The 23,877-nt window shown below is 58.8% G+C and carries 25 protein-coding genes; 23 read left to right on the top strand and 2 right to left on the bottom strand.

Annotated elements, in window-relative coordinates; all coding sequences use genetic code 11:
* Nucleotide 1: 1 nt before the first annotated feature.
* Together secF and DFS28_RS13970 are read left to right on the top strand one after the other, a co-directional pair.
* Nucleotides 2–916: a protein translocase subunit SecF gene (gene secF / locus DFS28_RS13975; RefSeq protein WP_111450286.1), complete on the top strand. Its 915-nt coding sequence runs from the start codon at nt 2–4 to the stop codon at nt 914–916.
* Between the two features lie 120 nt (nt 917–1,036).
* A complete protein-coding gene (locus tag DFS28_RS13970) occupies nt 1,037–1,588 on the top strand; it encodes a glycine zipper 2TM domain-containing protein (protein ID WP_111450285.1) in 552 nt (183 codons plus the stop codon).
* 254 nt (nt 1,589–1,842) lie between these two features.
* Here DFS28_RS13970 and suhB read toward each other — a convergent pair whose 3' ends face one another.
* Nucleotides 1,843–2,658, bottom strand: a complete 816-nt coding sequence (gene suhB, locus DFS28_RS13965; protein ID WP_008147729.1) for an inositol-phosphate phosphatase — start codon at nt 2,656–2,658, stop codon at nt 1,843–1,845.
* Nucleotides 2,659–2,804: 146 nt separating this feature from the next.
* Here suhB and trmJ point away from each other — a divergent pair, with 146 nt between their 5' ends.
* From trmJ to DFS28_RS13860, 21 genes are all read left to right on the top strand, one after another.
* Nucleotides 2,805–3,575, top strand: a complete 771-nt coding sequence (gene trmJ, locus DFS28_RS13960; RefSeq protein WP_111450284.1) for a tRNA (cytosine(32)/uridine(32)-2'-O)-methyltransferase TrmJ — start codon at nt 2,805–2,807, stop codon at nt 3,573–3,575.
* A 2-nt stretch (nt 3,576–3,577) separates the two neighbouring features.
* Entirely contained in the window at nt 3,578–4,354 is a 777-nt protein-coding gene (cysE, locus tag DFS28_RS13955) for a serine O-acetyltransferase (RefSeq protein WP_111450283.1), read from the top strand.
* Between the two features lie 248 nt (nt 4,355–4,602).
* A complete protein-coding gene (iscR, locus tag DFS28_RS13950; RefSeq protein ID WP_007903581.1) occupies nt 4,603–5,094 on the top strand; it encodes a Fe-S cluster assembly transcriptional regulator IscR in 492 nt (163 codons plus the stop codon).
* Nucleotides 5,095–5,144: 50 nt separating this feature from the next.
* On the top strand, nt 5,145–6,359 hold the full coding sequence (locus DFS28_RS13945; RefSeq protein ID WP_111450282.1) for an IscS subfamily cysteine desulfurase: 1,215 nt from the start codon (nt 5,145–5,147) through the stop codon (nt 6,357–6,359).
* Between the two features lie 84 nt (nt 6,360–6,443).
* Entirely contained in the window at nt 6,444–6,830 is a 387-nt protein-coding gene (gene iscU, locus DFS28_RS13940; protein ID WP_003443374.1) for a Fe-S cluster assembly scaffold IscU, read from the top strand.
* 34 nt (nt 6,831–6,864) lie between these two features.
* Nucleotides 6,865–7,188 carry an iron-sulfur cluster assembly protein IscA gene (iscA, locus tag DFS28_RS13935; protein ID WP_007903589.1) on the top strand — a complete coding sequence of 108 codons (324 nt, stop codon included), beginning with the start codon at nt 6,865–6,867 and terminating at the stop codon, nt 7,186–7,188.
* A gap of 8 nt (nt 7,189–7,196) precedes the next feature.
* A complete protein-coding gene (gene hscB / locus DFS28_RS13930) occupies nt 7,197–7,718 on the top strand; it encodes a co-chaperone HscB (protein WP_008070981.1) in 522 nt (173 codons plus the stop codon).
* 51 nt (nt 7,719–7,769) lie between these two features.
* Nucleotides 7,770–9,632 carry a Fe-S protein assembly chaperone HscA gene (gene hscA / locus DFS28_RS13925; protein ID WP_111450281.1) on the top strand — a complete coding sequence of 621 codons (1,863 nt, stop codon included), beginning with the start codon at nt 7,770–7,772 and terminating at the stop codon, nt 9,630–9,632.
* 2 nt (nt 9,633–9,634) lie between these two features.
* Nucleotides 9,635–9,976 carry an ISC system 2Fe-2S type ferredoxin gene (fdx, locus tag DFS28_RS13920; RefSeq protein WP_111450280.1) on the top strand — a complete coding sequence of 114 codons (342 nt, stop codon included), beginning with the start codon at nt 9,635–9,637 and terminating at the stop codon, nt 9,974–9,976.
* A 14-nt stretch (nt 9,977–9,990) separates the two neighbouring features.
* Nucleotides 9,991–10,191: a Fe-S cluster assembly protein IscX gene (gene iscX, locus DFS28_RS13915; protein ID WP_008147746.1), complete on the top strand. Its 201-nt coding sequence runs from the start codon at nt 9,991–9,993 to the stop codon at nt 10,189–10,191.
* A 92-nt stretch (nt 10,192–10,283) separates the two neighbouring features.
* Nucleotides 10,284–10,709, top strand: a complete 426-nt coding sequence (ndk, locus tag DFS28_RS13910; protein WP_007903599.1) for a nucleoside-diphosphate kinase — start codon at nt 10,284–10,286, stop codon at nt 10,707–10,709.
* 28 nt (nt 10,710–10,737) lie between these two features.
* The gene (rlmN, locus tag DFS28_RS13905; protein ID WP_111450279.1) at nt 10,738–11,886 is read left to right on the top strand and encodes a 23S rRNA (adenine(2503)-C(2))-methyltransferase RlmN; all 1,149 of its coding nucleotides are present in this window, start codon (nt 10,738–10,740) and stop codon (nt 11,884–11,886) included.
* A 12-nt stretch (nt 11,887–11,898) separates the two neighbouring features.
* Entirely contained in the window at nt 11,899–12,657 is a 759-nt protein-coding gene (pilW, locus tag DFS28_RS13900) for a type IV pilus biogenesis/stability protein PilW (RefSeq protein ID WP_111450278.1), read from the top strand.
* Complete coding sequence (locus DFS28_RS13895; protein WP_111450277.1) at nt 12,657–13,676, top strand: RodZ family helix-turn-helix domain-containing protein; 1,020 nt, start codon at nt 12,657–12,659, stop codon at nt 13,674–13,676. Before pilW ends, DFS28_RS13895 begins: the two co-directional genes overlap by 1 nt.
* 3 nt (nt 13,677–13,679) lie before the next feature.
* Complete coding sequence (ispG, locus tag DFS28_RS13890) at nt 13,680–14,789, top strand: flavodoxin-dependent (E)-4-hydroxy-3-methylbut-2-enyl-diphosphate synthase (protein ID WP_010457850.1); 1,110 nt, start codon at nt 13,680–13,682, stop codon at nt 14,787–14,789.
* 37 nt (nt 14,790–14,826) lie between these two features.
* Complete coding sequence (gene hisS / locus DFS28_RS13885; protein ID WP_095131570.1) at nt 14,827–16,116, top strand: histidine--tRNA ligase; 1,290 nt, start codon at nt 14,827–14,829, stop codon at nt 16,114–16,116.
* Nucleotides 16,117–16,156: 40 nt separating this feature from the next.
* Entirely contained in the window at nt 16,157–16,798 is a 642-nt protein-coding gene (locus tag DFS28_RS13880; protein WP_111450276.1) for a tetratricopeptide repeat protein, read from the top strand.
* Nucleotides 16,791–17,942 (top strand): outer membrane protein assembly factor BamB, encoded by a 1,152-nt coding sequence (gene bamB / locus DFS28_RS13875; RefSeq protein WP_033053665.1) that lies wholly within the window; start codon nt 16,791–16,793, stop codon nt 17,940–17,942. The genes DFS28_RS13880 and bamB overlap by 8 nt, the downstream gene beginning before the upstream one ends.
* 216 nt (nt 17,943–18,158) lie before the next feature.
* The gene (gene der, locus DFS28_RS13870; RefSeq protein WP_046046039.1) at nt 18,159–19,628 is read left to right on the top strand and encodes a ribosome biogenesis GTPase Der; all 1,470 of its coding nucleotides are present in this window, start codon (nt 18,159–18,161) and stop codon (nt 19,626–19,628) included.
* Nucleotides 19,629–19,853: 225 nt separating this feature from the next.
* Nucleotides 19,854–21,002: a pyridoxal phosphate-dependent aminotransferase gene (locus DFS28_RS13865; protein ID WP_111450275.1), complete on the top strand. Its 1,149-nt coding sequence runs from the start codon at nt 19,854–19,856 to the stop codon at nt 21,000–21,002.
* Entirely contained in the window at nt 20,990–21,781 is a 792-nt protein-coding gene (locus DFS28_RS13860) for an amidohydrolase (protein ID WP_111450274.1), read from the top strand. Before DFS28_RS13865 ends, DFS28_RS13860 begins: the two co-directional genes overlap by 13 nt.
* A gap of 205 nt (nt 21,782–21,986) precedes the next feature.
* On the opposite strand, the gene leuA is transcribed toward DFS28_RS13860, so the two are convergent.
* Nucleotides 21,987–23,666 (bottom strand): 2-isopropylmalate synthase, encoded by a 1,680-nt coding sequence (gene leuA / locus DFS28_RS13855; RefSeq protein WP_008147766.1) that lies wholly within the window; start codon nt 23,664–23,666, stop codon nt 21,987–21,989.
* Nucleotides 23,667–23,877 lie beyond the last annotated feature (211 nt).

Genomic DNA, 23,877 nt, shown 5'->3' with positions numbered 1-23,877 from the left:
CATGTTACGTACAATCAACTTCATGGGCGTTCGCAACTTTGCGTTCGGCGTCACATTGTTCCTCACGGCATTGGCATTGTTCAGTGTCGCCACCAAGGGCATGAACTGGGGCCTGGACTTCACCGGCGGTACGCTCATCGAGCTGACCTACGAGCGTCCGGCCGACGTCACCAAGGTGCGTGAGCAGCTGGTTACATCGGGTTATCACGAGGCGATCGTTCAGAGCTTCGGTGCGACTACCGATTTGCTGGTGCGTATGCCAGGTGAAGACCCGCAGCTGGGTCATCAGGTGGCTGAAGCGCTGCTGAAGGTCGGCGGCGATAACCCGGCGACGGTCAAGCGCGTCGAATTCGTCGGCCCTCAGGTCGGTGAAGAGCTGCGCGACCAGGGCGGCCTCGGCATGCTGATGGCGCTCGGGGGCATCCTGATCTACCTGGCTTTCCGCTTTCAGTGGAAGTTCGCGGTCGGTGCCATCGTTTCGTTGATTCACGACGTGATCGTGACCGTCGGTATCCTGTCGTTCTTCCAGATCACCTTCGACCTGACGGTGCTGGCGGCGGTACTGGCGATTATCGGTTACTCGCTCAACGACACCATCGTGGTATTCGACCGGGTTCGTGAGAACTTCCGTGTGCTGCGCAAGGCGTCCTTGATCGAGAACATCAACATCTCGACGACCCAGACCCTGCTGCGGACCATGGCGACTTCGATCTCCACCTTGTTGGCGATCGCGGCCCTGCTGTTCTTCGGTGGCGATAACCTGTTCGGCTTCTCGATTGCCCTGTTTATCGGTGTACTGGCGGGTACTTACTCGTCGATCTACATCGCCAACGTCGTGCTGATCTGGCTGAACCTGAGCACCGAGGATCTGATTCCTGCGGTGGCTACCGATAAGGAAGTTGACGACCGCCCATAACGGCTATCGTTTTCCAGCTGTTGGCCGAAAAGGCGCGAGTGTTGAACTCGCGCCTTTTTTTATGCTCCAAGGCTAGGAGAAGCGCGGGCATGTCCCGCATGTGATGGTCAGGAGGTTCATGTGAACAAGTCGATGCTGGTTGGTGCAGTATTGGGTGCTGTTGGTGTGACGGCCGGGGGGGCTGTTGCCACCTACAGCCTTGTTAAAAAAAGCAGCCCTGAGTATGCGCAAGTTCTGGCCGTTGAACCGGTCAAGACACAAATCAAGACGCCACGTGAAGTATGCAAGGACGTTGCAGTAACCCGGCAAGCGCCGGTGAAAGATCAACACCAGATCGCCGGTACGGTGGTCGGTGCGCTGGCTGGTGGTCTGTTGGGTAATCAGATCGGCGGCGGCACTGGCAAGAAGATCGCCACAGTGGCCGGTGCGGTCGGCGGCGGTTATGCGGGTAACAAGGTGCAAGAAGGCATGCAGGAGCGTGACACTTACACCACGACCCAAACTCGCTGCAATACGGTGAATGACATCAGTGACAAGGTCGTAGGTTACGACGTGCGTTATTCGCTGGATGGCAAGGAAGGCAAAGTGCGGATGGATCGCGACCCGGGCAACCAGATTCCGGTCGACAAGGAAGGTAAGCTGATCCTGGGGCAGAACGAAGAGAACCGCTAAATATTCAGGTTTGAGAATCAAAAAGAAGCACCCTGCGGGGTGCTTTTTTTGTGTCCACGATTTATGCATCACCACCAATCCAATCTGGGAGCGGGCTTGCTCGCGAAGGCGGCTTCACATTCAATATTGACGGTGGCTGATGCACCGCTTTCGCGAGCAAGCCCGCTCCCACATTGGGTCTGTGGTGTTTTCGGGAATTGGATTTTCAGGCATAAAAAAAGCACCCCGAAGGGTGCTTTTTTGTGGCTGCTCGCTTAGCGTTTCAGCGAGGCCGGCAGGTGCGGCTGGATGGCCGTCAGTACTGCTTTGAAGCATTTGGTGTTACCGGCAACAACATGGCCTTTCTCAAGGAAGTCGTGACCGCCGGTGAAGTCGCTCACCAAACCGCCGGCTTCCTGGATCAGCAGGGCGCCTGCAGCCATGTCCCACTCGGACAGGCCCGACTCCCAGAATGCGTCGAAACGGCCAGCAGCCACGTAGGCCAGGTCCAGGCTCGCCGAGCCAGCGCGGCGGATGCCGGCAGTCTGGCCAACCAGGGCGCGGAACATGCCCAGGTAGTTGTCGAGGTTGTCCATCTGGTCATCGCGGAACGGGAAGCCGGTACCCAGCAGGGCGCCGTCCAGGCTGGTGCGGCCGCTGACGCGCAGGCGACGACCGTTCAGTTGGGCGCCGCGACCACGGCTGGCGGTGAATTCTTCCTGGCGAACCGGGTCCAGAACAACAGCGTGTTCCAGGCGACCGCGGTATTTGCAGGCGATGCTGACAGCGAAGTGAGGAATGCCGCGCAGGAAGTTGGTGGTGCCGTCCAGCGGATCGATGATCCACAGGTATTCTTCGCCTTCGCCGCTGCCCGGGTGCATGCCGGTTTCTTCACCGAGAATGCCGTGGGTAGGGTAGGCCTTGCGCAGCGCGTCGATGATTTTTTGCTCAGCGGCGCGATCCACCTCGGATACGTAATCCTTGGCGTCTTTTTCGTCGACCTTGATGGTATCCAGGCGCTCGATGGAGCGGAAGATCAATTCACTGGCGCTGCGGGCGGCGCGCAGCGCGATATTCAGCATGGGCTGCATGGATGTGTCACCTAAGGTTGTTAAAGAAAGCCGGGCATTCTATCAGAAAGTTTCTACAGGAGAAGGTCGGTGTTCGCTTTCATAGCTTAACGGTAGGTTGAGCTGTAAGATTCTGCTCCCCATTAAAGTGTTCGAGAGCGCCTCCCTTGCTGCAAAACATTCGTGTCGTCCTGGTCAATACCAGCCACCCCGGGAATATCGGCGGTGCTGCGCGTGCCATGAAGAACATGGGCCTGTCGCGGCTGGTGCTGGTCGAACCGCGGTTATTCCCGCATCACGAAGCCGATGCTCGTGCTTCCGGTGCCGGTGACATCCTTGAAAACGCGCAAGTCGTCGCCACCTTGGAAGATGCCTTGGTTGGCTGCAATCTGGTGCTCGGCACCAGCGCCCGTGACCGTCGCATTCCCTGGCCATTGCTCGATCCCCGTGAATGCGGCGTGAAAGTGGTCGAGGAGGCAGCGCAGGGTGCCAAGATTGCCTTGGTCTTTGGTCGTGAAGATTCCGGTCTGACCAATGAAGAGCTGCAGCGATGTCATTATCACGTGCACATCCCCTCAGACCCTGAGTTCAGTTCGCTGAACCTTGGGGCGGCGGTGCAGGTGTTGAGTTATGAAGTGCGCATGTCCTGGCTGGCGGCCCAAGGCCAGCCGAGCAAGGTCGAGAAGGAAGAAGTGGCCTCCGTCAAAAGCGCTGAGCTGGCGACCATGGATGAGCTGGAGCGATTCTATGAGCACCTGGAGCAAACCCTGGTGGCCATTGAATTCCTCGATCCGGAAAAGCCACGGCACTTGATGGCGCGCCTGCGCCGGTTGTACGGACGTAGCTCGGTCAGCCGGGCGGAAATGAATATATTGCGTGGCATCCTCACGGAAACCCAGAAAGCGGCCCGTGGTGAGCTTCTTAAGCGGAAGGATTAAAAATGTTCGAGCGTTTGCGTGAAGATATCCAGAGTGTTTTCCATCGTGATCCGGCAGCGCGCAACGCCTTTGAAGTTCTGACGTGCTACCCGGGCATGCACGCCATCTGGATCCACCGCTTGTCGTCGGTCCTGTGGGGCATGGGCTGGAAGTGGCTGGCGCGGCTGGTGTCGAACTTCGGTCGCTGGTTGACCGGGATCGAGATCCATCCGGGCGCCAAGGTCGGTCGTCGCTTCTTTATCGACCATGGCATGGGCATCGTCATCGGTGAAACCGCTGAGATCGGTAATGACGTCACCCTTTATCAGGGTGTGACTCTGGGTGGCACCAGTTGGAACAAGGGCAAGCGCCACCCGACGCTTGAGGATGGCGTTGTGGTCGGGGCGGGGGCCAAGGTGCTTGGCCCGTTCACGGTCGGCGCTGGTGCCAAGGTCGGCTCCAACGCCGTGGTCACCAAGGCGGTTCCGCCCGGGGCGACGGTGGTGGGGATTCCGGGGCGGATCATCGTCAAGTCCGATGAAGAGCAGGACGCCAAGCGCAAGGCAATGGCCGAGAAGATCGGTTTCGATGCCTACGGTGTCGGTGAAGACATGCCGGACCCAGTGGCTCGAGCCATTAACCAGTTGCTCGATCATTTGCAGGCTGTAGATGGTCGACTTGAAGGGATGTGCGGGGCGCTGAAGGATCTGGGTAGCAATTACTGTGCGAAAGATCTGCCTGAACTGCGCGAAGAAGACTTTGCCTGTGTGAAGGACAAGGATCAGAGTCAGGCCAGCTAAACCGCGCCGACCCCTTCGCGAGCAAGCCCGCTCCCACATTGGACTTGTGGTGTGTATGGGTTCCTTGTGGGAGTGAGCCTGCTCGCGAAGAGCGATAACGCGCAATTGCTGGCTGTACGCCGCCAGCCTTTGCTATGATGCGCCCGCTCTTTTGCGGGTAATCCCGAGTAAAGCACTAGGTCTTATAGTTGACTTAAATACTCGGGAATTGCATACTCGCCCCATTCCGAACTCCGTGGTAATTGTCCATGCGACTGACTACAAAAGGCCGATACGCCGTAACCGCCATGCTTGACCTGGCGTTGCACGCGCAGCACGGGCCGGTGTCCCTGGCCGATATCTCCGAGCGCCAAGGCATCTCCCTGTCCTACCTCGAACAGCTCTTCGCCAAATTGCGCCGCAGCAATCTGGTGTCCAGCGTCCGTGGTCCAGGCGGCGGCTATCAGCTGTCGCGCGACATGCAGGGCATTCAGGTCGCCCAGGTGATCGATGCGGTAAACGAATCGGTCGATGCAACCAAATGCCAGGGCCAGGGTGATTGCCATCAAGGCGACACCTGTCTGACCCACCACTTGTGGTGCGATCTGAGCCTGCAGATTCACGAATTTCTCAGCGGTATCAGCTTGGCTGACCTTGTCACTCGCCGTGAGGTACAAGAAGTAGCCCAGCGTCAGGATCAACGCCGTTGCAACAGCAAGGCGCCACGCCTGGACAAGATTGAAGCGTCCGCCGTCGAATGACAGCCAAAGAGCTAGCGGCACGCCAGCCAGCCTGATTTAGGAGATAGTCCATGAAATTGCCGATTTACCTTGATTACTCTGCGACCACCCCGGTTGATCCGCGTGTAGCGCAAAAAATGAGTGAATGCCTGCTGGTTGACGGAAACTTCGGTAACCCGGCGTCCCGTTCCCACGTGTTCGGCTGGAAAGCTGAAGAGTCCGTCGAAAACGCTCGTCGTCAGGTCGCTGACCTGGTCAACGCCGACCCGCGTGAAATCGTCTGGACCTCCGGTGCCACCGAGTCCGACAACCTGGCAATCAAGGGTGCGGCGCATTTCTATTCCACTAAAGGCAAGCACCTGATCACCACCAAGATTGAGCACAAGGCTGTCCTCGACACCATGCGCCAACTGGAGCGTGAAGGCTTCGAAGTTACCTACATCGAGCCTCGCACTGATGGTCTGGTCACCCCAGAGATGATCGAAGCGGCCCTGCGCGACGACACCATCCTGGTTTCGGTCATGCACGTGAACAACGAAATCGGCACCATCAACGACATCGCAGCCATCGGCGAACTGACCCGTTCCAAGGGCATCCTGTTCCACGTCGATGCTGCTCAGTCCACCGGCAAGGTCGAAATCGACCTGTCGAAGCTGAAAGTCGACCTGATGTCGTTCTCGGCTCACAAAACCTACGGCCCTAAAGGCATCGGCGCGCTGTACGTCAGCCGCAAGCCGCGTGTTCGCATCGAAGCGACCATGCACGGCGGCGGTCACGAACGTGGCATGCGTTCCGGCACCCTGGCGACCCACCAGATCGTCGGCATGGGCGAAGCCTTCCGTGTAGCCAAGGAAGACATGGTTGCCGAGAACATCCGCATCAAGGCCCTGAGTGACCGCTTCTTCAAGCAGGTCGAAGGCCTGGAAGAGCTGTACATCAACGGCAGCATGACCGCTCGTGTTCCGCACAACCTGAACCTGAGCTTCAACTACGTTGAAGGCGAGTCGCTGATCATGGCGCTCAAGGATCTGGCGGTTTCGTCCGGTTCGGCCTGCACCTCGGCTTCCCTTGAGCCTTCGTACGTACTGCGCGCCCTGGGCCGCAACGACGAACTGGCACACAGCTCGATTCGCTTCACCTTCGGCCGTTTCACCACCGAAGAAGAAATCGACTACGCCGCGCAGAAAGTCTGCGAGGCCGTTACCAAGCTGCGCACCCTGTCGCCGCTGTGGGACATGTACAAAGACGGTGTCGACATTTCGAAAATCGAGTGGGCGGCACACTGATTTCAAGTCGCCGCAAACCGGCCCTGTGAACCTTAGGGCGCAGGGCTTCAAGAGCGACTCTCTGATGAGTGAGGATTAAGAATCATGGCTTACAGCGAAAAGGTCATCGACCACTACGAGAACCCGCGCAACGTCGGCAAGATGGACGCGGAAGACCCTGATGTCGGCACCGGCATGGTCGGCGCTCCGGCGTGCGGCGACGTGATGCGTCTGCAGATCAAGGTCAACGAGCAAGGCATCATCGAAGACGCCAAGTTCAAGACCTATGGTTGCGGTTCGGCTATCGCCTCCAGCTCCCTGGCGACCGAGTGGATGAAAGGCAAGACTCTGGATGAAGCAGAGACCATCAAAAACACTCAGCTGGCTGAAGAACTGGCTCTGCCGCCAGTAAAAATTCACTGCTCCGTACTTGCTGAAGACGCTATCAAAGCGGCCGTTCGCGACTACAAGCAGAAGAAAGGCTTGATCTGACTTTCAAGTTTTGGCGACGAGTAAGGAGTCACCGATGGCTATCAGCATGACAGAAGCGGCTGCTCAACACGTGCGACGCTCCCTCAACGGGCGCGGCAAAGGTGAAGGGATTCGTCTGGGTGTTCGCACCACAGGCTGTTCCGGCCTTGCCTACGTGCTGGAGTTTGTCGACGAGGTGGTTGCAGAGGATCAGGTGTTCGAAAGTCACGGCGAGAAAGTGATCATCGACCCGAAAAGCCTGGCCTACCTGGACGGCACCGAACTCGATTTCGTCAAGGAAGGGTTGAACGAAGGCTTCAAGTTCAACAACCCCAACGTGCGCGGTGAATGTGGCTGCGGCGAAAGCTTCAATATCTGAGGCTGCTCGTGGGTACTCCTTGTCATTTCGCTTTATTTGAGCTGAAACCGAGCTTCCGTCTGGATCTCGATCAGTTGGCCACGCGCTACCGTGAGTTGGCGCGCGGTGTTCATCCGGACCGCTTTGCAGACGCTTCCGAGCGCGAGCAGCGGCTGGCGCTAGAGCAATCCGCGAGCCTCAACGAGGCCTACCAGACGCTCAAAAGTCCCCCAAAGCGCGCGCGTTACTTGCTCGCCATGGGCGGTCGCGAGCTGCCGCTGGAGGTCACGGTGCATGATCCGGAGTTTCTTCTGCAGCAGATGGAGCTGCGTGAAGAGCTCGAAGACCTGCAAGACAGCGCCGACCTGGCGGGTGTTGCAGTGTTCAAGCGTCGCCTGAAGACTGCGCAGGATGAACTGAACGAAAGCTTCGCGGCCTGTTGGGATGATGCAGCGCAACGTGAACAGGCCGAGCGCCTGATGCGACGCATGCAGTTCCTCGACAAGCTCACCTACGAAGTGCGCCAGTTAGAAGAGCGCCTCGACGATTAACCCAGTGCCGCTCCGGTCGCACGCCTGATATACAGATAAGTCCTGATAACGATGGCCCTACTGCAGATCGCCGAACCCGGCCAAAGTCCTCAACCACACCAGCGTCGTCTGGCTGTGGGGATCGACTTGGGCACTACCAATTCGCTGGTCGCTGCGTTGCGCAGTGGTCTTTCCGAACCTCTGGCTGACGCAGATGGGCAGGTCATTCTGCCGTCTGCCGTGCGCTATCACGCTGATCGCGTTGAAGTCGGCGAGTCGGCCAAGCTGGCTGCCGCCACCGACCCTTTGAACACTGTGCTGTCGGTCAAGCGCTTGATGGGTCGTGGTCTGTCCGACGTCAAGCAATTGGGCGATCAACTGCCGTACCGCTTTGTCGGCGGCGAGTCGCACATGCCGTTCATCGACACGATTCAGGGCCCGAAAAGCCCGGTCGAAGTCTCCGCCGATATCCTTAAGGTGCTGCGTCAGCGCGCCGAAGCGACGTTGGGTGGCGAACTTGTGGGCGCGGTAATCACCGTTCCGGCCTATTTCGACGATGCTCAGCGTCAAGCCACCAAGGATGCGGCCAAACTGGCCGGTCTGAATGTGCTGCGTCTGCTTAATGAGCCGACCGCTGCCGCTGTGGCTTACGGTCTGGATCAGCACGCTGAAGGCCTGGTCGCGATTTATGACCTGGGTGGTGGCACCTTCGATATTTCGATTCTGCGCCTGACCGGCGGTGTGTTTGAGGTTTTGGCCACCGGCGGCGACAGCGCGCTGGGTGGCGATGACTTCGACCATGCAATCGCCGGCTGGATTATCGAGAGCGCCGGTTTGTCCGCCGACCTCGATCCGGGTGAGCAGCGCAATCTGCTGCAAACCGCTTGTGCGGCCAAAGAAGCGCTGACCAATGCCTCGTCCGTTGAGGTCGCTTATGGCGACTGGAAAGCCGAGCTGACCCGTGAAGCCTTCAATACGCTGATCGAACCCATGGTTGCCCGCAGCCTGAAAGCCTGTCGCCGCGCTGTGCGTGATTCCGGCATCGAGCTGGACGAGGTGCACGCGGTGGTCATGGTCGGCGGCTCGACTCGCGTGCCTCGCGTCCGCGAAGCCGTCGCTGAAGCCTTCGGTCGCGAACCGCTGACCGAAATCGATCCGGATCAAGTAGTAGCCATCGGTGCCGCGATCCAGGCCGATACCCTGGCTGGCAACAAGCGCGATGGCGATGAGTTGCTGTTGCTTGACGTGATTCCGTTGTCCCTGGGGCTGGAAACCATGGGCGGCCTGATGGAAAAGGTGATTCCACGCAACACCACCATCCCTGTCGCCCGCGCTCAGGACTTCACGACTTATAAAGATGGCCAGTCGGCCATGGCAATCCACGTATTGCAGGGCGAGCGCGAGCTGATCAGCGACTGCCGCTCCCTGGCACGCTTCGAATTGCGCGGCATTCCGGCGATGGTGGCCGGTGCGGCGAAGATTCGCGTGACCTTTCAGGTCGATGCCGACGGTCTGCTCAGCGTTTCTGCCCGCGAGCTGGGCTCGGGCATTGAGGCCAGCATCCAGGTCAAGCCGTCCTACGGTCTGACGGATGGCGAAATTGCCAAGATGCTCAAGGATTCGTTCCAGCACGCCAACGACGATAAGGTCGCGCGTGTCTTGCGTGAACAGCAGGTCGATGCCCAGCGCCTGATCGAAGCGGTGCAGGGCGCCCTCGATGTCGATGGCGAGCGCTTGCTTGATGCCGAAGAGCGCATGGTCATCGAATTGCAGATGCAGGAACTGACCGAACTGATGAAAGGTACTGATGGTTACGCCATCGAGCAGCAGACCAAGCGTCTGTCGCAAGTGACCGACGCCTTTGCCGCCCGCCGCCTGGACTCGACGGTGAAAGCCGCGCTGGCGGGGCGCAACCTGAATGAGATTGAGGAATAACGATGCCGCAGGTCATTTTTCTGCCACACGAGAAGTTCTGCCCGGAAGGTATGGTTGTGGAGGCTGAGCCCGGCATATCCATTCTCGAGCTGGCCCACGAACACCATATCGAGATGGAAAGCGCCTGTGGCGGCGTCTGCGCCTGCACCACCTGTCATTGCATCATTCGTGAAGGCTTTGACTCGCTGGAAGAGGCGGACGAGCTGGAAGAAGACTTTCTGGATCGTGCCTGGGGTCTGGAGGCGCAATCGCGTCTAGGCTGTCAGGCGATCGTCGGGACTGAAGACCTGACTGTCGAAATCCCGAAATACTCGGTCAACCATGCGGCTGAAGCGCCGCACTGATTCAAGGAACTGAAATGAGTCTGAAATGGGTTGATGTGCTGGAAATCGCGATCCAGCTGGCTGAATCCAAGCCGGATGTGGATCCGCGTTACGTGAACTTCGTCGATCTGCACAAATGGGTGCTGGCATTGCCGGAGTTCAGTGATGATCCGACCCGCGGTGGCGAGAAGGTGCTTGAAGCCATTCAGGCTGCCTGGATCGAAGAAGCAGACTGAGTCTGCGCCGTATGCAGTTAGGCAATACCCAAGAACCCGCGTATAATTCGCGGGTTTAATTTTTCGCAAATTACCGTTTCTGGAGTTACACCATGGCTGTTCAACGTACTTTCTCCATCATCAAGCCTGACGCTGTTGCAAAAAACGTTATCGGCGAGATCACCACTCGTTTCGAAAAAGCTGGCCTGCGCGTTGTAGCTTCGAAACTGAAGCAACTGTCCAAAGCTGAAGCTGAAGGCTTCTACGCTGAGCACAGCGCTCGTGGTTTCTTCAACGACCTGGTTGCTTTCATGATCTCCGGTCCGGTTGTCGTTCAGGTTCTGGAAGGCGAAAACGCTATCGCTCTGAACCGTGAGCTGATGGGCGCTACCAACCCTAAAGAAGCTGCTGCCGGTACCATCCGCGCTGACTTCGCTGATTCGATCGACGCCAACGCTGTACACGGTTCGGACTCCGAAGCCGCTGCTGCTCGCGAAATCTCGTACTTCTTCGCAGCTACTGAAGTAACCACTCGCTAAGCATTGGCTTAAGAGTGAAGGTGAATCCATGACTACATCGACTGTAAAAACCAACCTGCTGGGTCTGACTCAGCTGGAAATGGAAAAATTCTTCGACTCAATCGGGGAGAAGCGTTTCCGTGCCGGTCAGGTAATGAAATGGATTCACCACCTTGGCGTCGATGATTTCGACGCCATGACGAACGTCAGCAAGGCCTTGCGCGACAAGCTCAAGGTTATTGCCGAAGTTCGCGGTCCTGAAGTGGTCAGCGAGGACATTTCCACCGACGGCACCCGTAAGTGGGTGGTGCGCGTGGCGTCCGGCAGCTGCGTTGAGACCGTGTACATTCCCCAGGGCAAACGCGGCACTTTGTGCGTTTCGTCCCAGGCAGGCTGTGCCCTGGATTGCAGTTTCTGCTCCACCGGCAAGCAAGGATTCAACAGCAACCTCACTGCCGCCGAAGTCATCGGCCAGGTGTGGATTGCCAATAAATCGTTCGGCAGCATCCCGGCGACCGCCGACCGTGCCATCACCAACGTGGTGATGATGGGCATGGGTGAGCCGCTGCTGAACTTCGACAACGTCGTGGCCGCCATGCATCTGATGATGGATGACCTGGGCTACGGGATCTCCAAGCGCCGCGTAACCCTGTCTACATCGGGTGTGGTGCCGATGATCGATGAGCTGTCCAAGCACATCGATGTCTCCCTGGCGTTGTCCCTGCACGCACCGAACGACGCATTGCGTAACCAATTGGTGCCGATCAACAAGAAGTATCCGCTTAAGATGCTGCTCGATTCGTGCCAGCGCTACATGTCGTCCCTGGGCGAGAAGCGCGTGCTGACCATTGAGTACACGTTGCTCAAGGACATCAACGACAAGGTTGAACATGCCGTTGAGATGATCGAGTTGCTCAAGAACATCCCGTGCAAGATCAACCTGATTCCGTTCAACCCGTTCCCGCATTCCGGTTACGAGCGCCCGAGCAACAACGCGATTCGTCGTTTCCAGGATCAGCTTCACCATGCCGGTTTCAATGTCACCGTACGCACCACCCGCGGTGAAGACATCGATGCCGCGTGTGGCCAATTGGTAGGACAGGTGCTGGATCGCACCCGTCGCAGCGAACGTTATATCGCCGTGCGCGAGTTAAGCGCCGAAAACGATATCGCAACAAACGCTGCGAACAATAATTAAGAGAGGATCTCTATGTCCCTGCGCTTCGCGCTGCTTTTGCTGTTGGCCAGCCTGTGTGCTGGCTGTGTCCTGTCGGGCGATTTCAACCCGATGAAGACCAGCAAGGGCCGCGATGAAGCGCGCGTTGCCTATGTGCAGCTGGGCTTGGGGTACTTGCAGCAGGGCATGACCGAACGGGCGAAAGTACCGTTAAAGAAAGCGCTGGATCTGGATGACTCGGATCCGGATGCCAACGCTGCGCTGGGTCTGGTATTCCAGGCCGAGATGGAGCCGGAGCTGGCGGATCAGCATTTTCGCAAGGCGCTGTCTTCCCGCCCCAACGATGCGCGAATCCTGAACAACTACGGCAGTTTTCTTTTCGAAGAGAAACGCTACAAAGAAGCTTACGAACGCTTTGAACAGGCCGCCGCCGATACCTTGTACCCTGAGCGTTCGCGGGTGTTCGAGAACCTCGGAATGACCGCTTCGAAGCTCGGGCAGCGTGATCTGGCCCAGCAGCAGCTGGAAAAAGCCCTGCGTTTGAATCGCCAACAGCCGCGTGCATTGCTGGAAATGGCTGAGTTGTCCTTCGAAGACAGGCATTATGTGCCCGCGCGTGACTATTACGATCGTTTTAGCCTGCTCACCGAGCAAAATGCACGTAGTCTATTGCTCGGCGTTCGGCTGGCAAAAGTGTTTGAAGATCGCGACAAGGCCGCCAGTTTTGGCCTGCAACTAAAACGACTCTATCCCGGTACGCCGGAATATCAGCAATACCTGTCGGAGCAATGATGAAAGCGGCGCATCCCGAAGTTGTAGCAGCGAATCGCGTTAATCCCGGTGAGACTTTACGCCAGGCCCGCGAAAGCAATGGCTGGTCGCTGGCCGAAGTGGCCCTCAAGCTCAACCTCACCGTCAATTCCCTGAGCAATCTGGAAGCCGGCGCTTTCGACAAGCTGCCTGGGCATACCTTTGCTCGCGGTTATATTCGCGCCTACGCGAAATTGCTCGGCATGGATCAAACCGTACTGGTCCAACAGTTCGACCAATCCACCGGCACCGACTCCCAGGGCAGCAACGTTCATAGCCTGGGGCGTATCGAAGAGCCGGTTCGGGTTTCCCACACCATTTTGCGAATTGTCAGCCTGCTGTTGCTGATCGCAGTGATTGGTGGTGGTTTTGTCTGGTGGCAGGATCAAACCTCACTGCGTACCAAAGACCTGATCAGCCTGAGCCCGGAACACGTTGAAGTCGAAGGCGCTGACGGCACCACCCAGATCCATCCGCTGGATGAGCCGGAAGACCAGGCCGTCGCGCAAGGTCAGGCTGAAGGCACAACCGCTCTTGCGTTGCCGCAAGCCGAGACGTCGGCTGAAGCGCCGGCCGAAGCTGAAGCGACTGCGCCCGCTGCACCCGCGCCAACGCCTGTTGCACCGGCTCACAGCACCGCTCCGGTTGTCTCGACTCCAGTCGCGCCAGCCCCGACGGCTCCTGTTGTATCAACCCCGCCTGCGAGCGCTTCGGTTACTCCGACCATTCCCGCTCCAGCAGCGGCTGCTTCGGTTGCCGGCCAAGGTCAGGTTCAACTGCAGTTCACTTCTGATTGCTGGACGCAAGTGACCGATGGCACCGGCAAGGTGTTGTTGAGCGGTCTCAAGCGTAAAGGCGAAAACGTTTCCGTCAGCGGCAAACCACCGTTTTCCGTGCGTCTGGGCTTCGCCCGTGGCGCGCAGGTCAGCTACAACGGGCAGGTGGTTGATGTCGCTCCGTTCACCAGTGGCGAGACTGCTCGCCTGAAGTTGGGTCAATAAGTCATGCACGGCGAATCTCCAATCAAACGTCGCGAATCCCGCAAGATCTGGGTCGGTAACGTGCCCGTTGGCGGCGATGCGCCTATCGCTGTGCAGAGCATGACCAACAGCGACACCAACGACGTCGCCGCCACTGTGGCCCAGATCAATCGTCTGGAAGCCGCTGGCGTCGATATCGTGCGTATTTCCGTGCCCGACATGGATGCCGCTGAAGCCTTCGGCAAGATCAAGCAACTGGTCAAGGTGCCGTTGGTTGCCGACATCCACTTCGACTACAAGATCGCTCTGCGCGTAGCCGAACTGGGCGTTGACTGCCTGCGCATCAACCCGGGCAACATCGGTCGCGAAGACCGCGTGCGTGCGGTAGTCGATGCCGCCCGTGATCGCGGGATTCCGATCCGCATCGGCGTGAACGCCGGTTCCCTGGAAAAAGACCTGCAAAAGAAATACGGCGAGCCGACTCCGGCTGCGCTGGTTGAATCTGCCCTGCGTCACGTCGAGCACCTTGAACGCCTGAACTTCCAGGACTTCAAGGTCAGTGTGAAAGCTTCTGACGTGTTCATGGCCGTCGCCGCTTACCGCTTGCTGGCCAAGGAAATCGTTCAGCCGCTGCACTTAGGGATCACCGAAGCCGGTGGTTTGCGTTCAGGCACGGTGAAATCCGCCGTGGGCCTCGGTATGCTGCTCGCCGAAGGGATTGGCGATACTATTCGCATCTCGTTGGCGGCCGACCCGGTCGAGGAAGTGAAAGTCGGCTACGACATTCTCAAATCCCTGCATCTGCGTTCCCGTGGCATCAACTTCATCGCCTGCCCGAGCTGCTCGCGGCAGAACTTCGATGTGGTCAAAACCATGAACGAGCTGGAAGGGCGCCTCGAAGACCTGCTGGTGCCGCTGGATGTCGCGGTCATCGGTTGCGTGGTCAACGGACCGGGCGAAGCCAAGGAAGCCCATATCGGCTTGACCGGCGGCACGCCAAACCTGATTTACATCGACGGCAAGCCGTCGCAGAAACTGACGAATGACAATCTGGTGGATGAGCTTGAACGCTTGATCCGCCAGAAAGCGGCCGAAAAGGTCGAAGCTGACGCTGCCGTTATCGCGCGTGGCTGAGCCCGACTAAAGAGCCGAACGAATTTAAGGATTTATAGTGAGCAAGTCTCTGCAAGCCATACGTGGCATGAACGACATCCTGCCCGAGCAGACTCCCCTGTGGCGTCATTTCGAAGGCACTGTCTCGCGTTTGCTGGATAACTACGGTTACAAGCAGATCCGCATGCCGATCGTCGAGTTCACCGAGCTGTTCAAGCGCTCCATCGGTGAAGTGACCGACATCGTCGAAAAAGAGATGTACACCTTCGACGACCGCAACGGCGACTCCCTGACCCTGCGCCCCGAAGGCACAGCGGCCTGCGTGCGTGCGGTGCTCGAGCATGGCATTACCGGCGGAGGCCAGGTGCAGAAACTCTGGTACATCGGCCCGATGTTCCGCCACGAACGTCCGCAGAAAGGCCGTTATCGTCAGTTCCACCAGATCGGTTGCGAAGTCTTCAACCTCGACGGTCCGGACATCGATGCCGAGCTGATCGTGCTGACCTGGCGCCTGTGGGGCGAGCTGGGCATCCGTGATGCGGTCAAGCTCGAACTCAACAGCCTGGGCACTGCCGAATCCCGCGGTCGTTATCGCGAAGCGCTGGTCGAGTTCCTTTCGGCCCGCCTGGACAAGCTGGACGAAGACAGCCAGCGCCGTCTGAAAACCAACCCGCTGCGGGTTCTTGATACCAAGAACGCCGACACTCAAGCGGTCCTGGTCGACGCGCCGAAAATGGCCGACTACCTCGACGAAGAATCCCGCGTGCACTTCGAGGGCCTCAAGGCTCGCCTGGACGCCGCCGGCATTCCTTACGTGATCAACCCGAAGCTGGTTCGCGGGCTGGATTACTACAGCAAGACCGTTTTCGAATGGGTCACCGACAAGCTGGGCGCCCAAGGCACCGTGTGTGCTGGTGGTCGTTACGACGGTCTGGTGGAGCAAATGGGCGGCAAGCCGACCCCGGGCGTTGGTTTCGCCATGGGCATCGAGCGCCTGGTGCTGTTGCTTGAAACCCTGGAACAGATCCCGGAAGAGATTTCCCGTCAGGTCGACGTCTACCTCTGTGCCTTCGGTGAAGCCGCCGAGCTGGCCGGTCTGGCCCTGAGTGAACGTGTTCGTGATCAATTGCCCAACCTGCGCCTGCAAGTGAATGCCGGCGCCGGCAGCTTCAAAAGCCAGTTCAAGAAAGCCGACAAGAGCGGTGCGTTGTACGCGCTGATCCTCGGTGACGACGAAATGGCCCAGCAAGTGGTAGGTTTCAAACCCCTGCGTGGCCAGGGCGAACAACAAAGCATTGCCTGGGATGCGCTTGCTGCACACCTGGCCACCTGCGTCGTGCAGGGTTGAAGCTGTCAAACAGCCGATTTAGCGATTAAGGAGTATTGGGGTGTCGAGTACCGAAGACGAACATCTGGCGGAGTTTAAGGACTGGTGGACACGCAACGGCAAGCCCCTGGTCACTGGCGGCCTGTTGGCGCTGGTCATCGTGTTCGGCTGGCAGGCCTTTCATAAGTATCAGAGCAATCAGTCGCAAGGCGCCTCGATGCTCTATCAGCAACTGCTGGAAACCACGCTGACGCCAGACGGCAAGCCTGATGCCGCCCGTGTTGCGGACCTGGCCGGCAAGCTCAACAGCGAGTTCGGCGGTAGCGCTTACGCGCAGTACGGCAGCCTGTTCGTGGCAAAAGTTGCGGTCGACAGCGGCAAGCTGGATGACGCAGCCAGCGAGCTGAAAGCCATTGTTGCCAAACCGGCCAACCCGGCGCTGGGCGAAATTGCTCGTCAGCGTCTGGCTCAGGTGCTGGCCGCGCAGAACAAGGCCGATGAAGCCCTGAAGCTGCTCGAAGGTGATGCCGATAAAGCATTCCTGGCCACTCGCGAAGAACTCAAAGGCGACCTGCTGGTGCAGTTGGGTCGTACCGACGAAGCGAACACGGCGTATCAAAAAGCCAAGGCGGCACTGTCGGATGAAGCGGCAGTGGGTGGCCTACAAATCAAGCTGGACGACCTGGCCAAAGGGGATGCGTGACGTGATTCGTTGGAAACATGCAGCATTGCTGGCTCTGGCCATATTGGCCGCGGGTTGCAGCAGCAACAGCAAAAAAGAACTGCCACCGGCCGAGTTGACCGACTTCAAAGAAGAAGTGGTTCTGCAAAAGCAGTGGAGTCGTTCGATCGGTGACGGTCAGGGCGAGTCGTACAACATGCTGGTTCCGGCGATCGATGGCGATACCATCTATGCCGCCGACGTCACCGGTGTGGTGATGGCGATGGATCGCAGCAATGGCGACGTCAAATGGAAGAAAGATCTCGAATTGCCTGTTTCCGGCGCTGTCGGCGTCAGTTACGGTCTGCTCCTGATCGGTACGATCAAGGGTGAAATCGTTGCCCTGGACGCCATCAACGGTGAAGAGAAATGGCGCGCTCGCGTGTCCAGTGAAGTCCTCGCGCCGCCGGCCAACAACGGTGATGTCGTTGTCGTTCAGACTCAGGATGACCGTCTGATCGGTCTGGATGCCGCTACCGGCACCCAGCGCTGGTTGTATGACAGTACTCCGGCGGTATTGACCCTGCGCGGCACCAGTGCGCCGATCGTCACCAACCGCCTCGCGGTGGCTGGCCTGTCGACCGGTAAAGTGGTCGCTCTCGATATTTCCAACGGCGTGCCGGTCTGGGAACAACGTGTAGCCATTCCACAGGGTCGTTCGGAACTGGAGCGCGTTGTCGATATCGACGGTGGCCTGCTGCTTTCCGGCGAAACGCTGTACGTCGCCAGCTACCAGGGTCGCGTTGCGGCACTGGACCTGCAAAGCGGTCGTCAGCTTTGGCAGCGTGATGCTTCCAGCTATGCCGGTGTCGCCCAGGGTTTTGGCAACGTCTACGTGAGCCTGTCTTCGGGCACCGTTGAAGGCGTCGACGAACGTTCCACCACAGCCTTGTGGAGCAACGATTCGCTGGCTCGCCGTCAACTGTCGGCTCCGGAAGTGTTCTCCAGCTACGTTGCAGTCGGCGACATGGAAGGCTACCTGCACCTGCTGAGCCAGGTGGACGGTCGTTTCGTCGGCCGCGAACGCATCGACAGCGCCGGCCTGCGTGCCCGTCCGCTGGTGGTGGGTGACACGATTTATCTGTATGGCAACAGCGGCAAACTGGAAGCCCTGACCATTAAGTAAAGGTTTGACTATGCTTGGGCTTAACCCCCAAGCGGCTTCACCTGTGGGAGCGGGCTTGCTCGCGAAAGGCGTCAAAGATGACGCGTACAGCCTGAATAAACGCGGTGCTGCTACTTTTTTTCGCGAGCAAGCCCGCTTCCACAGTGCTGCCCCGAGCACCAGCCGCTGCCTAGCAGCGGCTTTTGTATTTTCTGAAATAACGAAGTGGAGAGCCGCATGGTTCCCGTAATCGCCCTGGTGGGCCGACCGAACGTCGGCAAGTCCACCTTGTTCAACCGCCTGACCAGGACTCGCGACGCCATCGTTGGCGACTTGTCTGGTCTGACCCGTGATCGCCAATACGGTGAGGCCAAGTGGCAAGGGCGTTCCTACATTCTGGTCGACACCGGCGGTATCTCCGGTGACGAGCACGGTATGGACGAAAAAATGGCCGAGCAGTCGCTGCTGGCCATTGAGGAAGCGGATGTCGTTCTGTTCCTGGTAGATGCCAAGGCCGGTTTCACCGCCGCCGACCAGATGATCGCCGAGCATTTGCGCAAACGTAACAAGCGTTCTTACGTGGTTGCCAACAAGGTCGACAACATCGACCCTGAAATGGCCCGCGCCGAATTCGCCCCGTTGGGCATGGGCCACGCGATCCCGATCGCCGGTGCTCATGGTCGTGGCATCACCCAGATGCTGGAAATCGCCCTGAGCGACTTCCCGAAAGACGATGACGAGCTGGAAGAAGGCGAAGAAGAGATCGTTGCCGAAGGCGAGGAAGCCAAGCGCATTCCTGGCCCTAGCGAAAAAGACGGGATCAAGATCGCGATCATCGGCCGTCCGAACGTCGGCAAGTCGACCCTGGTCAACCGTATGCTCGGTGAAGACCGGGTAATCGTCTATGACGAGCCCGGCACCACCCGCGACAGTATCTACATCCCGTTCGAGCGTAACGACGAGAAGTACACGCTGATCGACACCGCTGGTGTGCGCAAGCGCGGCAAGATCCACGAAGAAGTTGAAAAGTTCTCCGTGGTCAAAACCCTGCAAGCGATCAAAGATGCCAACGTGGTGATCTTTGTAATGGACGCCCGCGAAGGTGTGGTCGATCACGACCTCAACCTGCTGGGCTTCGCCATTGAGTCGGGTCGTGCGCTGGTGATCGCGATCAACAAGTGGGACGGCATGACGCCGAGTGAGCGCGACTTCGTGAAGGTCGAGCTGCAACGTCGACTGTTCTTCGTTGACTACGCCGACATTCACTTCATCTCAGCCCTGCACGGCACGGGCGTGGGCAACCTCTACGCCTCCGTACAGAACTCGTTCAAGTCTGCGGTTACCCGCTGGCCAACCAACCGCCTGACCACGATTCTGGAAGATGCGGTCGGTGAGCACGCGCCGCCGATGGTCAACAACCGTCGGATCAAGCTGCGTTATGCTCACTTGGGTGGCGCGAACCCGCCGATCATCGTGATTCACGGTAACCAGATCGAGAAGGTGCCGAAGTCTTACGTGCGCTATCTGGAAAACACTTATCGCCGTGTCTTGAAACTGGTCGGTACGCCGATCCGCATCGAGTTCAAGGGCGGCGAGAACCCGTACGAAGGCAACAAGAACTCGCTCACGGACCGTCAGGTCAACAAGAAGCGTCGGATGATGTCGCACCACAAGAAAGCCGACAAGAAGCGCCGCGACAAGCGCTGATTTACGGCTACCTGATTCCTGTGGGAGCGTGGCTTGCCCGCGATGAACGATAACGCGGTGTATCTGTTACACCGCGGTGCGGCCATCGCGGGCAAGCCACGCTCCCACAGGATCGGGTTCCAGAAAGGGCGCTTAAGGCGCCCTTTTTTTATGGGCGTCGTTTGGGCTATTCTCGGGCTCTCCCGCGCCGCCGTAGAGCCGGGGGGATAGAGCAGGGAATCACCGATGATCACCAGTAAGCTGCCGAATGTCGGCATCACTATCTTCACGCAGATGTCTCAGCTCGCGGCGCAAACCGGGGCGCTGAACCTGTCCCAGGGTTTTCCTGACTTCGACGCCCCGCAGGCCCTGTGCGATGCGGTCGGTCGGCATATCGCCAATGGCCATAACCAGTATTCGCCGATGACCGGCCTTCCGGCATTGCGTCAGCAGATTGCGGCGAAGATCGCCCGCAGCTACGGCGTCAATGTGGATGTCGACCATGAAGTGACCGTCACGCCCGGCGCAACCCAGGCGATTTTCTGCGCTATTCAGGCGGTTATCCACAGCGGCGACGAAGTGATCGTGTTCGACCCGGCCTACGACAGTTATGAACCCTCGGTTGAGCTGGCCGGTGGTCGTTGCGTCCATGTGCGGTTGGGCCTGAATGACTTCGCCATCGACTTTCAGAAGCTGGGTGAAGCCATTACATCGCGCACGCGGATGATCATCCTCAACTCTCCACATAACCCAAGTGGCGCACTGATCAGTCGTGCCGAGCTGGATCAGCTGGCGGCGTTGATTCGAGATCGCGACATCTACATCGTCAGCGACGAAGTCTACGAACACCTGGTCTTCGATGGCGTGCCTCACGCCAGCGTGCTGAATCACGAAGAGCTGTATCAGCGTGCTTTCGTGGTCAGCTCCTTTGGCAAGACCTATCACGTCACTGGCTGGAAAACAGGCTACGTGGTCGCACCGCCGGCCCTCACAGCGGAGCTGCGCAAGGTTCACCAATACGTCAGTTTCTGCGGTGTAACGCCGCTGCAATATGCCTTGGCCGACTTCATGGCCGAGCACCCGGAACACGTTGAAGAACTGCCGGCTTTCTATCAGGCCAAGCGCGATCTGTTCTGCGATCTGCTAACACCGTCGCGCTTCAGTTTCAGCCGAGTGGCCGGCACGTATTTCCAATTGGTCGATTACTCGCAGATTCGCCCGGACCTCAACGACGTCGAGATGGCGTTGTGGATGACCCGCGAACATGGCGTGGCGAGCATCCCGATCTCGGTGTTCTACCAGACCCCACCCGAAGGCCAGCGCCTGGTGCGACTGTGCTTCGCCAAACGCGAGGAGACCCTGCGTGAAGCAGCGGCAAAACTATGCGTGATTTGAGTGCGCTACCCAATCTGAACATCGCGCTGGTCCAGACCACCCTGGCCTGGCACGATCGAGAGGCTAATCTGGAGCATTTCGAGCCATTGCTGGAACAGGCTCGCGGCGCTGACCTGATCATCCTGCCGGAGATGTTCACCACCGGTTTTTCCATGGAATCGGAAACGCTCGCCGAATCGGAAAACGGTCCCACCAGCAAATGGCTGCGGGTTCAGGCGGCGAAACTGGATGCGGTGATCACCGGCAGTATCATCGTCCAGGTGGCGGACGGCAGTCATCGCAATCGCCTGTTGTGGGCGCGGCCGGACGGCGAGGTGTGGCACTACGACAAGCGCCATCTGTTTCGCATGGCCGGCGAGCACAACCACTTCACCCCCGGTGAGCGTCAGGTGCAGTTCGAACTCAAGGGTTGGCGCGTGCGGCCGCTGATTTGCTACGACCTGCGCTTCCCGGTCTGGAGTCGCGATGCTCAAGACACTGATTTGCTGCTGTACACCGCCAACTGGCCGGGGGCACGGCGTCAGCACTGGAACCGTTTGCTGCCAGCGCGGGCGATCGAGAACCTCTGCTACGTGGCGGCGGTGAATCGCGTTGGTACTGACGGCAAAGGTTTTGCCTACACCGGTGACAGTCAGGTGCTGGACTTCCAGGGTGAGACATTGCTCAGTGCAGGCGAGGCGGATGGGGTGTTTCAGGTTGTTCTGAATGCTGCTGACCTTCAAGCTTATCGCACGCGGTTTCCGGCAAACCTGGATGCCGATACCTTCGAGTTCACCTGATATCTCCGCTGCCTGCCCCGGCGTCTTCGCGAGCAAGCCCGCTCCCACATTTGATTGGTGTGAACACAGATTTTGTGTACCCCTCAGATCTACTGTGGGAGCGGGCTTGCTCGCGAAGACGCCAGAACAGGCAACACAAAAATCCCAAGCAAACAAAAAGGCCCCAAGGTTCGCACCTCGGGGCCTTTTGCATTGCAGCGAAGGCTTACGCCGCTTTCGCTTCCGGCTGGCTCAGCGAGCGGTTAAGTGCGCTGAACAAAGCCTTGAAGCTGGCGGTAGTGATGTTTTCATCGATACCGACGCCGTGCACCGCACGTTCACCGTTCACGCGCAGTTCAATGTAGGCCGCCGCTTTGGCATTGGTGCCCGAACCGATGGCGTGTTCGTTGTAGTCCATGATCTCAACCGGAATCGGCAGACCGGCCACCAGCGCTTCGAGGGCACCGTTGCCCTTGCCACGCCAGTGCAGGTTGGTTTCACCCTGGCCTTTGCCCGAGACTTCCACTTCGACGGCGCTATGACCGTTTTCTTCCTGCAGGCGATGGCTGACCAGCGCGTACGGGGTGTTGGCCTGCAAGTACTCGCTGTGCAGCAGGGCATGGATCTGCTGAGCCGTCATCTCAAGGCCCAGGCGATCGGTTTCACGCTGCACCACCTGGCTGAACTCGATCTGCATGCGACGCGGCAAGCTGATGCCGTATTCCTGTTCCAGCAGGTAAGCGATACCGCCCTTGCCCGACTGGCTGTTGACGCGGATCACCGCCTCGTAGCTGCGGCCGATGTCGGCCGGGTCGATCGGCAAGTACGGTACTTCCCACAGGGCGTCCGGTTTCTGCTGGGCGAAGCCCTTGCGGATGGCGTCCTGGTGGGAGCCGGAGAACGCGGTATGAACCAGGTCGCCGACGTACGGGTGACGTGGGTGCACCTGGATCTGGTTGCATTCTTCGACGACTTTGCGCACGCCGTCGATGTCGGAGAAGTCCAGCTCAGGGTGAATGCCCTGGGTGTAGAGGTTCAGCGCCACGGTCACGAGGTCGACGTTACCGGTACGTTCGCCGTTGCCGAACAGGCAGCCTTCGACACGGTCGGCGCCGGCCATCAGGCCCAGTTCGGTAGCCGCAACGCCAGTGCCACGGTCGTTGTGGGTGTGCAGGCTGATGATCACGCTGTCACGACGGTTGATGTGACGGCCGAACCATTCGATCTGGTCGGCATAGATGTTCGGGGTCGCGCATTCGACGGTGGCTGGCAGGTTGAGAATCACCTTGTGCTCAGGCGTCGGGTTCCAGACTTCGATGACGGCGTCGCAGACTTCCTTGGCGAACTCGAGCTCGGTGGCGCTGAAGGTTTCTGGCGAGTATTCGAAGGTCCACTCGGTGTTTGGCTGCTGGGCGGCATATTTGACGAACAGCTTGGCCGCGTTCACGGCGATGGCCTTGACCCCTTCCTTGTCCTGGTTGAAGACAATGCGACGGAAGGAAGGGGAGGTGGCGTTGTACAGGTGAACGATGGCTTTCTTCGCTCCGCGCAGGGATTCGAAGGTGCGCTCGATCAAATCTTCACGGCCCTGGGTCAGCACCTGAATGGTGGTGTCGTCCGGGATATGGTTGCCTTCGATCAGGGTGCGCACGAAATCGAAGTCGGTTTGCGAAGCCGCCGGGAACGACGCTTCGATTTCTTTCACGCCGACCGACACCAGGGTTTTCCAGAAACGCAGCTTCTTGACCGCGTCCATTGGCTCGATCAGCGACTGGTTACCATCACGAAGGTCGGAGCTGCACCAGATCGGCGCGGCGGTGATGGTCTTCGACGGCCAGGTGCGGTCCGGAATGTCGATGGTCGGGAACGCGCGGTATTTCGAAGACGGGTCTTTGAGCATGCTCATCGGGAAATCCTTATTGTGTGGGCCGAAAAAAGGCGGCCTGCCGGTGGATCAAATGTTCTGGGGATAAAGCGTAGGACGAGGCACCGCGATTCAGCCTGGCAGTCGTGCACTGACAAGGCACAGGCTGCGGTGCTGGCGAAGCTGGATGAGGGTGTGAGAGGTTTTCATGCCTTCAACCCTAACCGCGAGGGTGAAGGATGGCAAGCGGTCG

Origin of the sequence: Pseudomonas sp. 478 (assembly GCF_003254125.1) — a bacterium.
Classification (GTDB): Bacteria; Pseudomonadota; Gammaproteobacteria; order Pseudomonadales; family Pseudomonadaceae; genus Aquipseudomonas.
The sequence above is the reverse complement of the archived record's forward strand: the minus strand, read 5'-3'. Positions and strand labels throughout refer to the sequence as shown.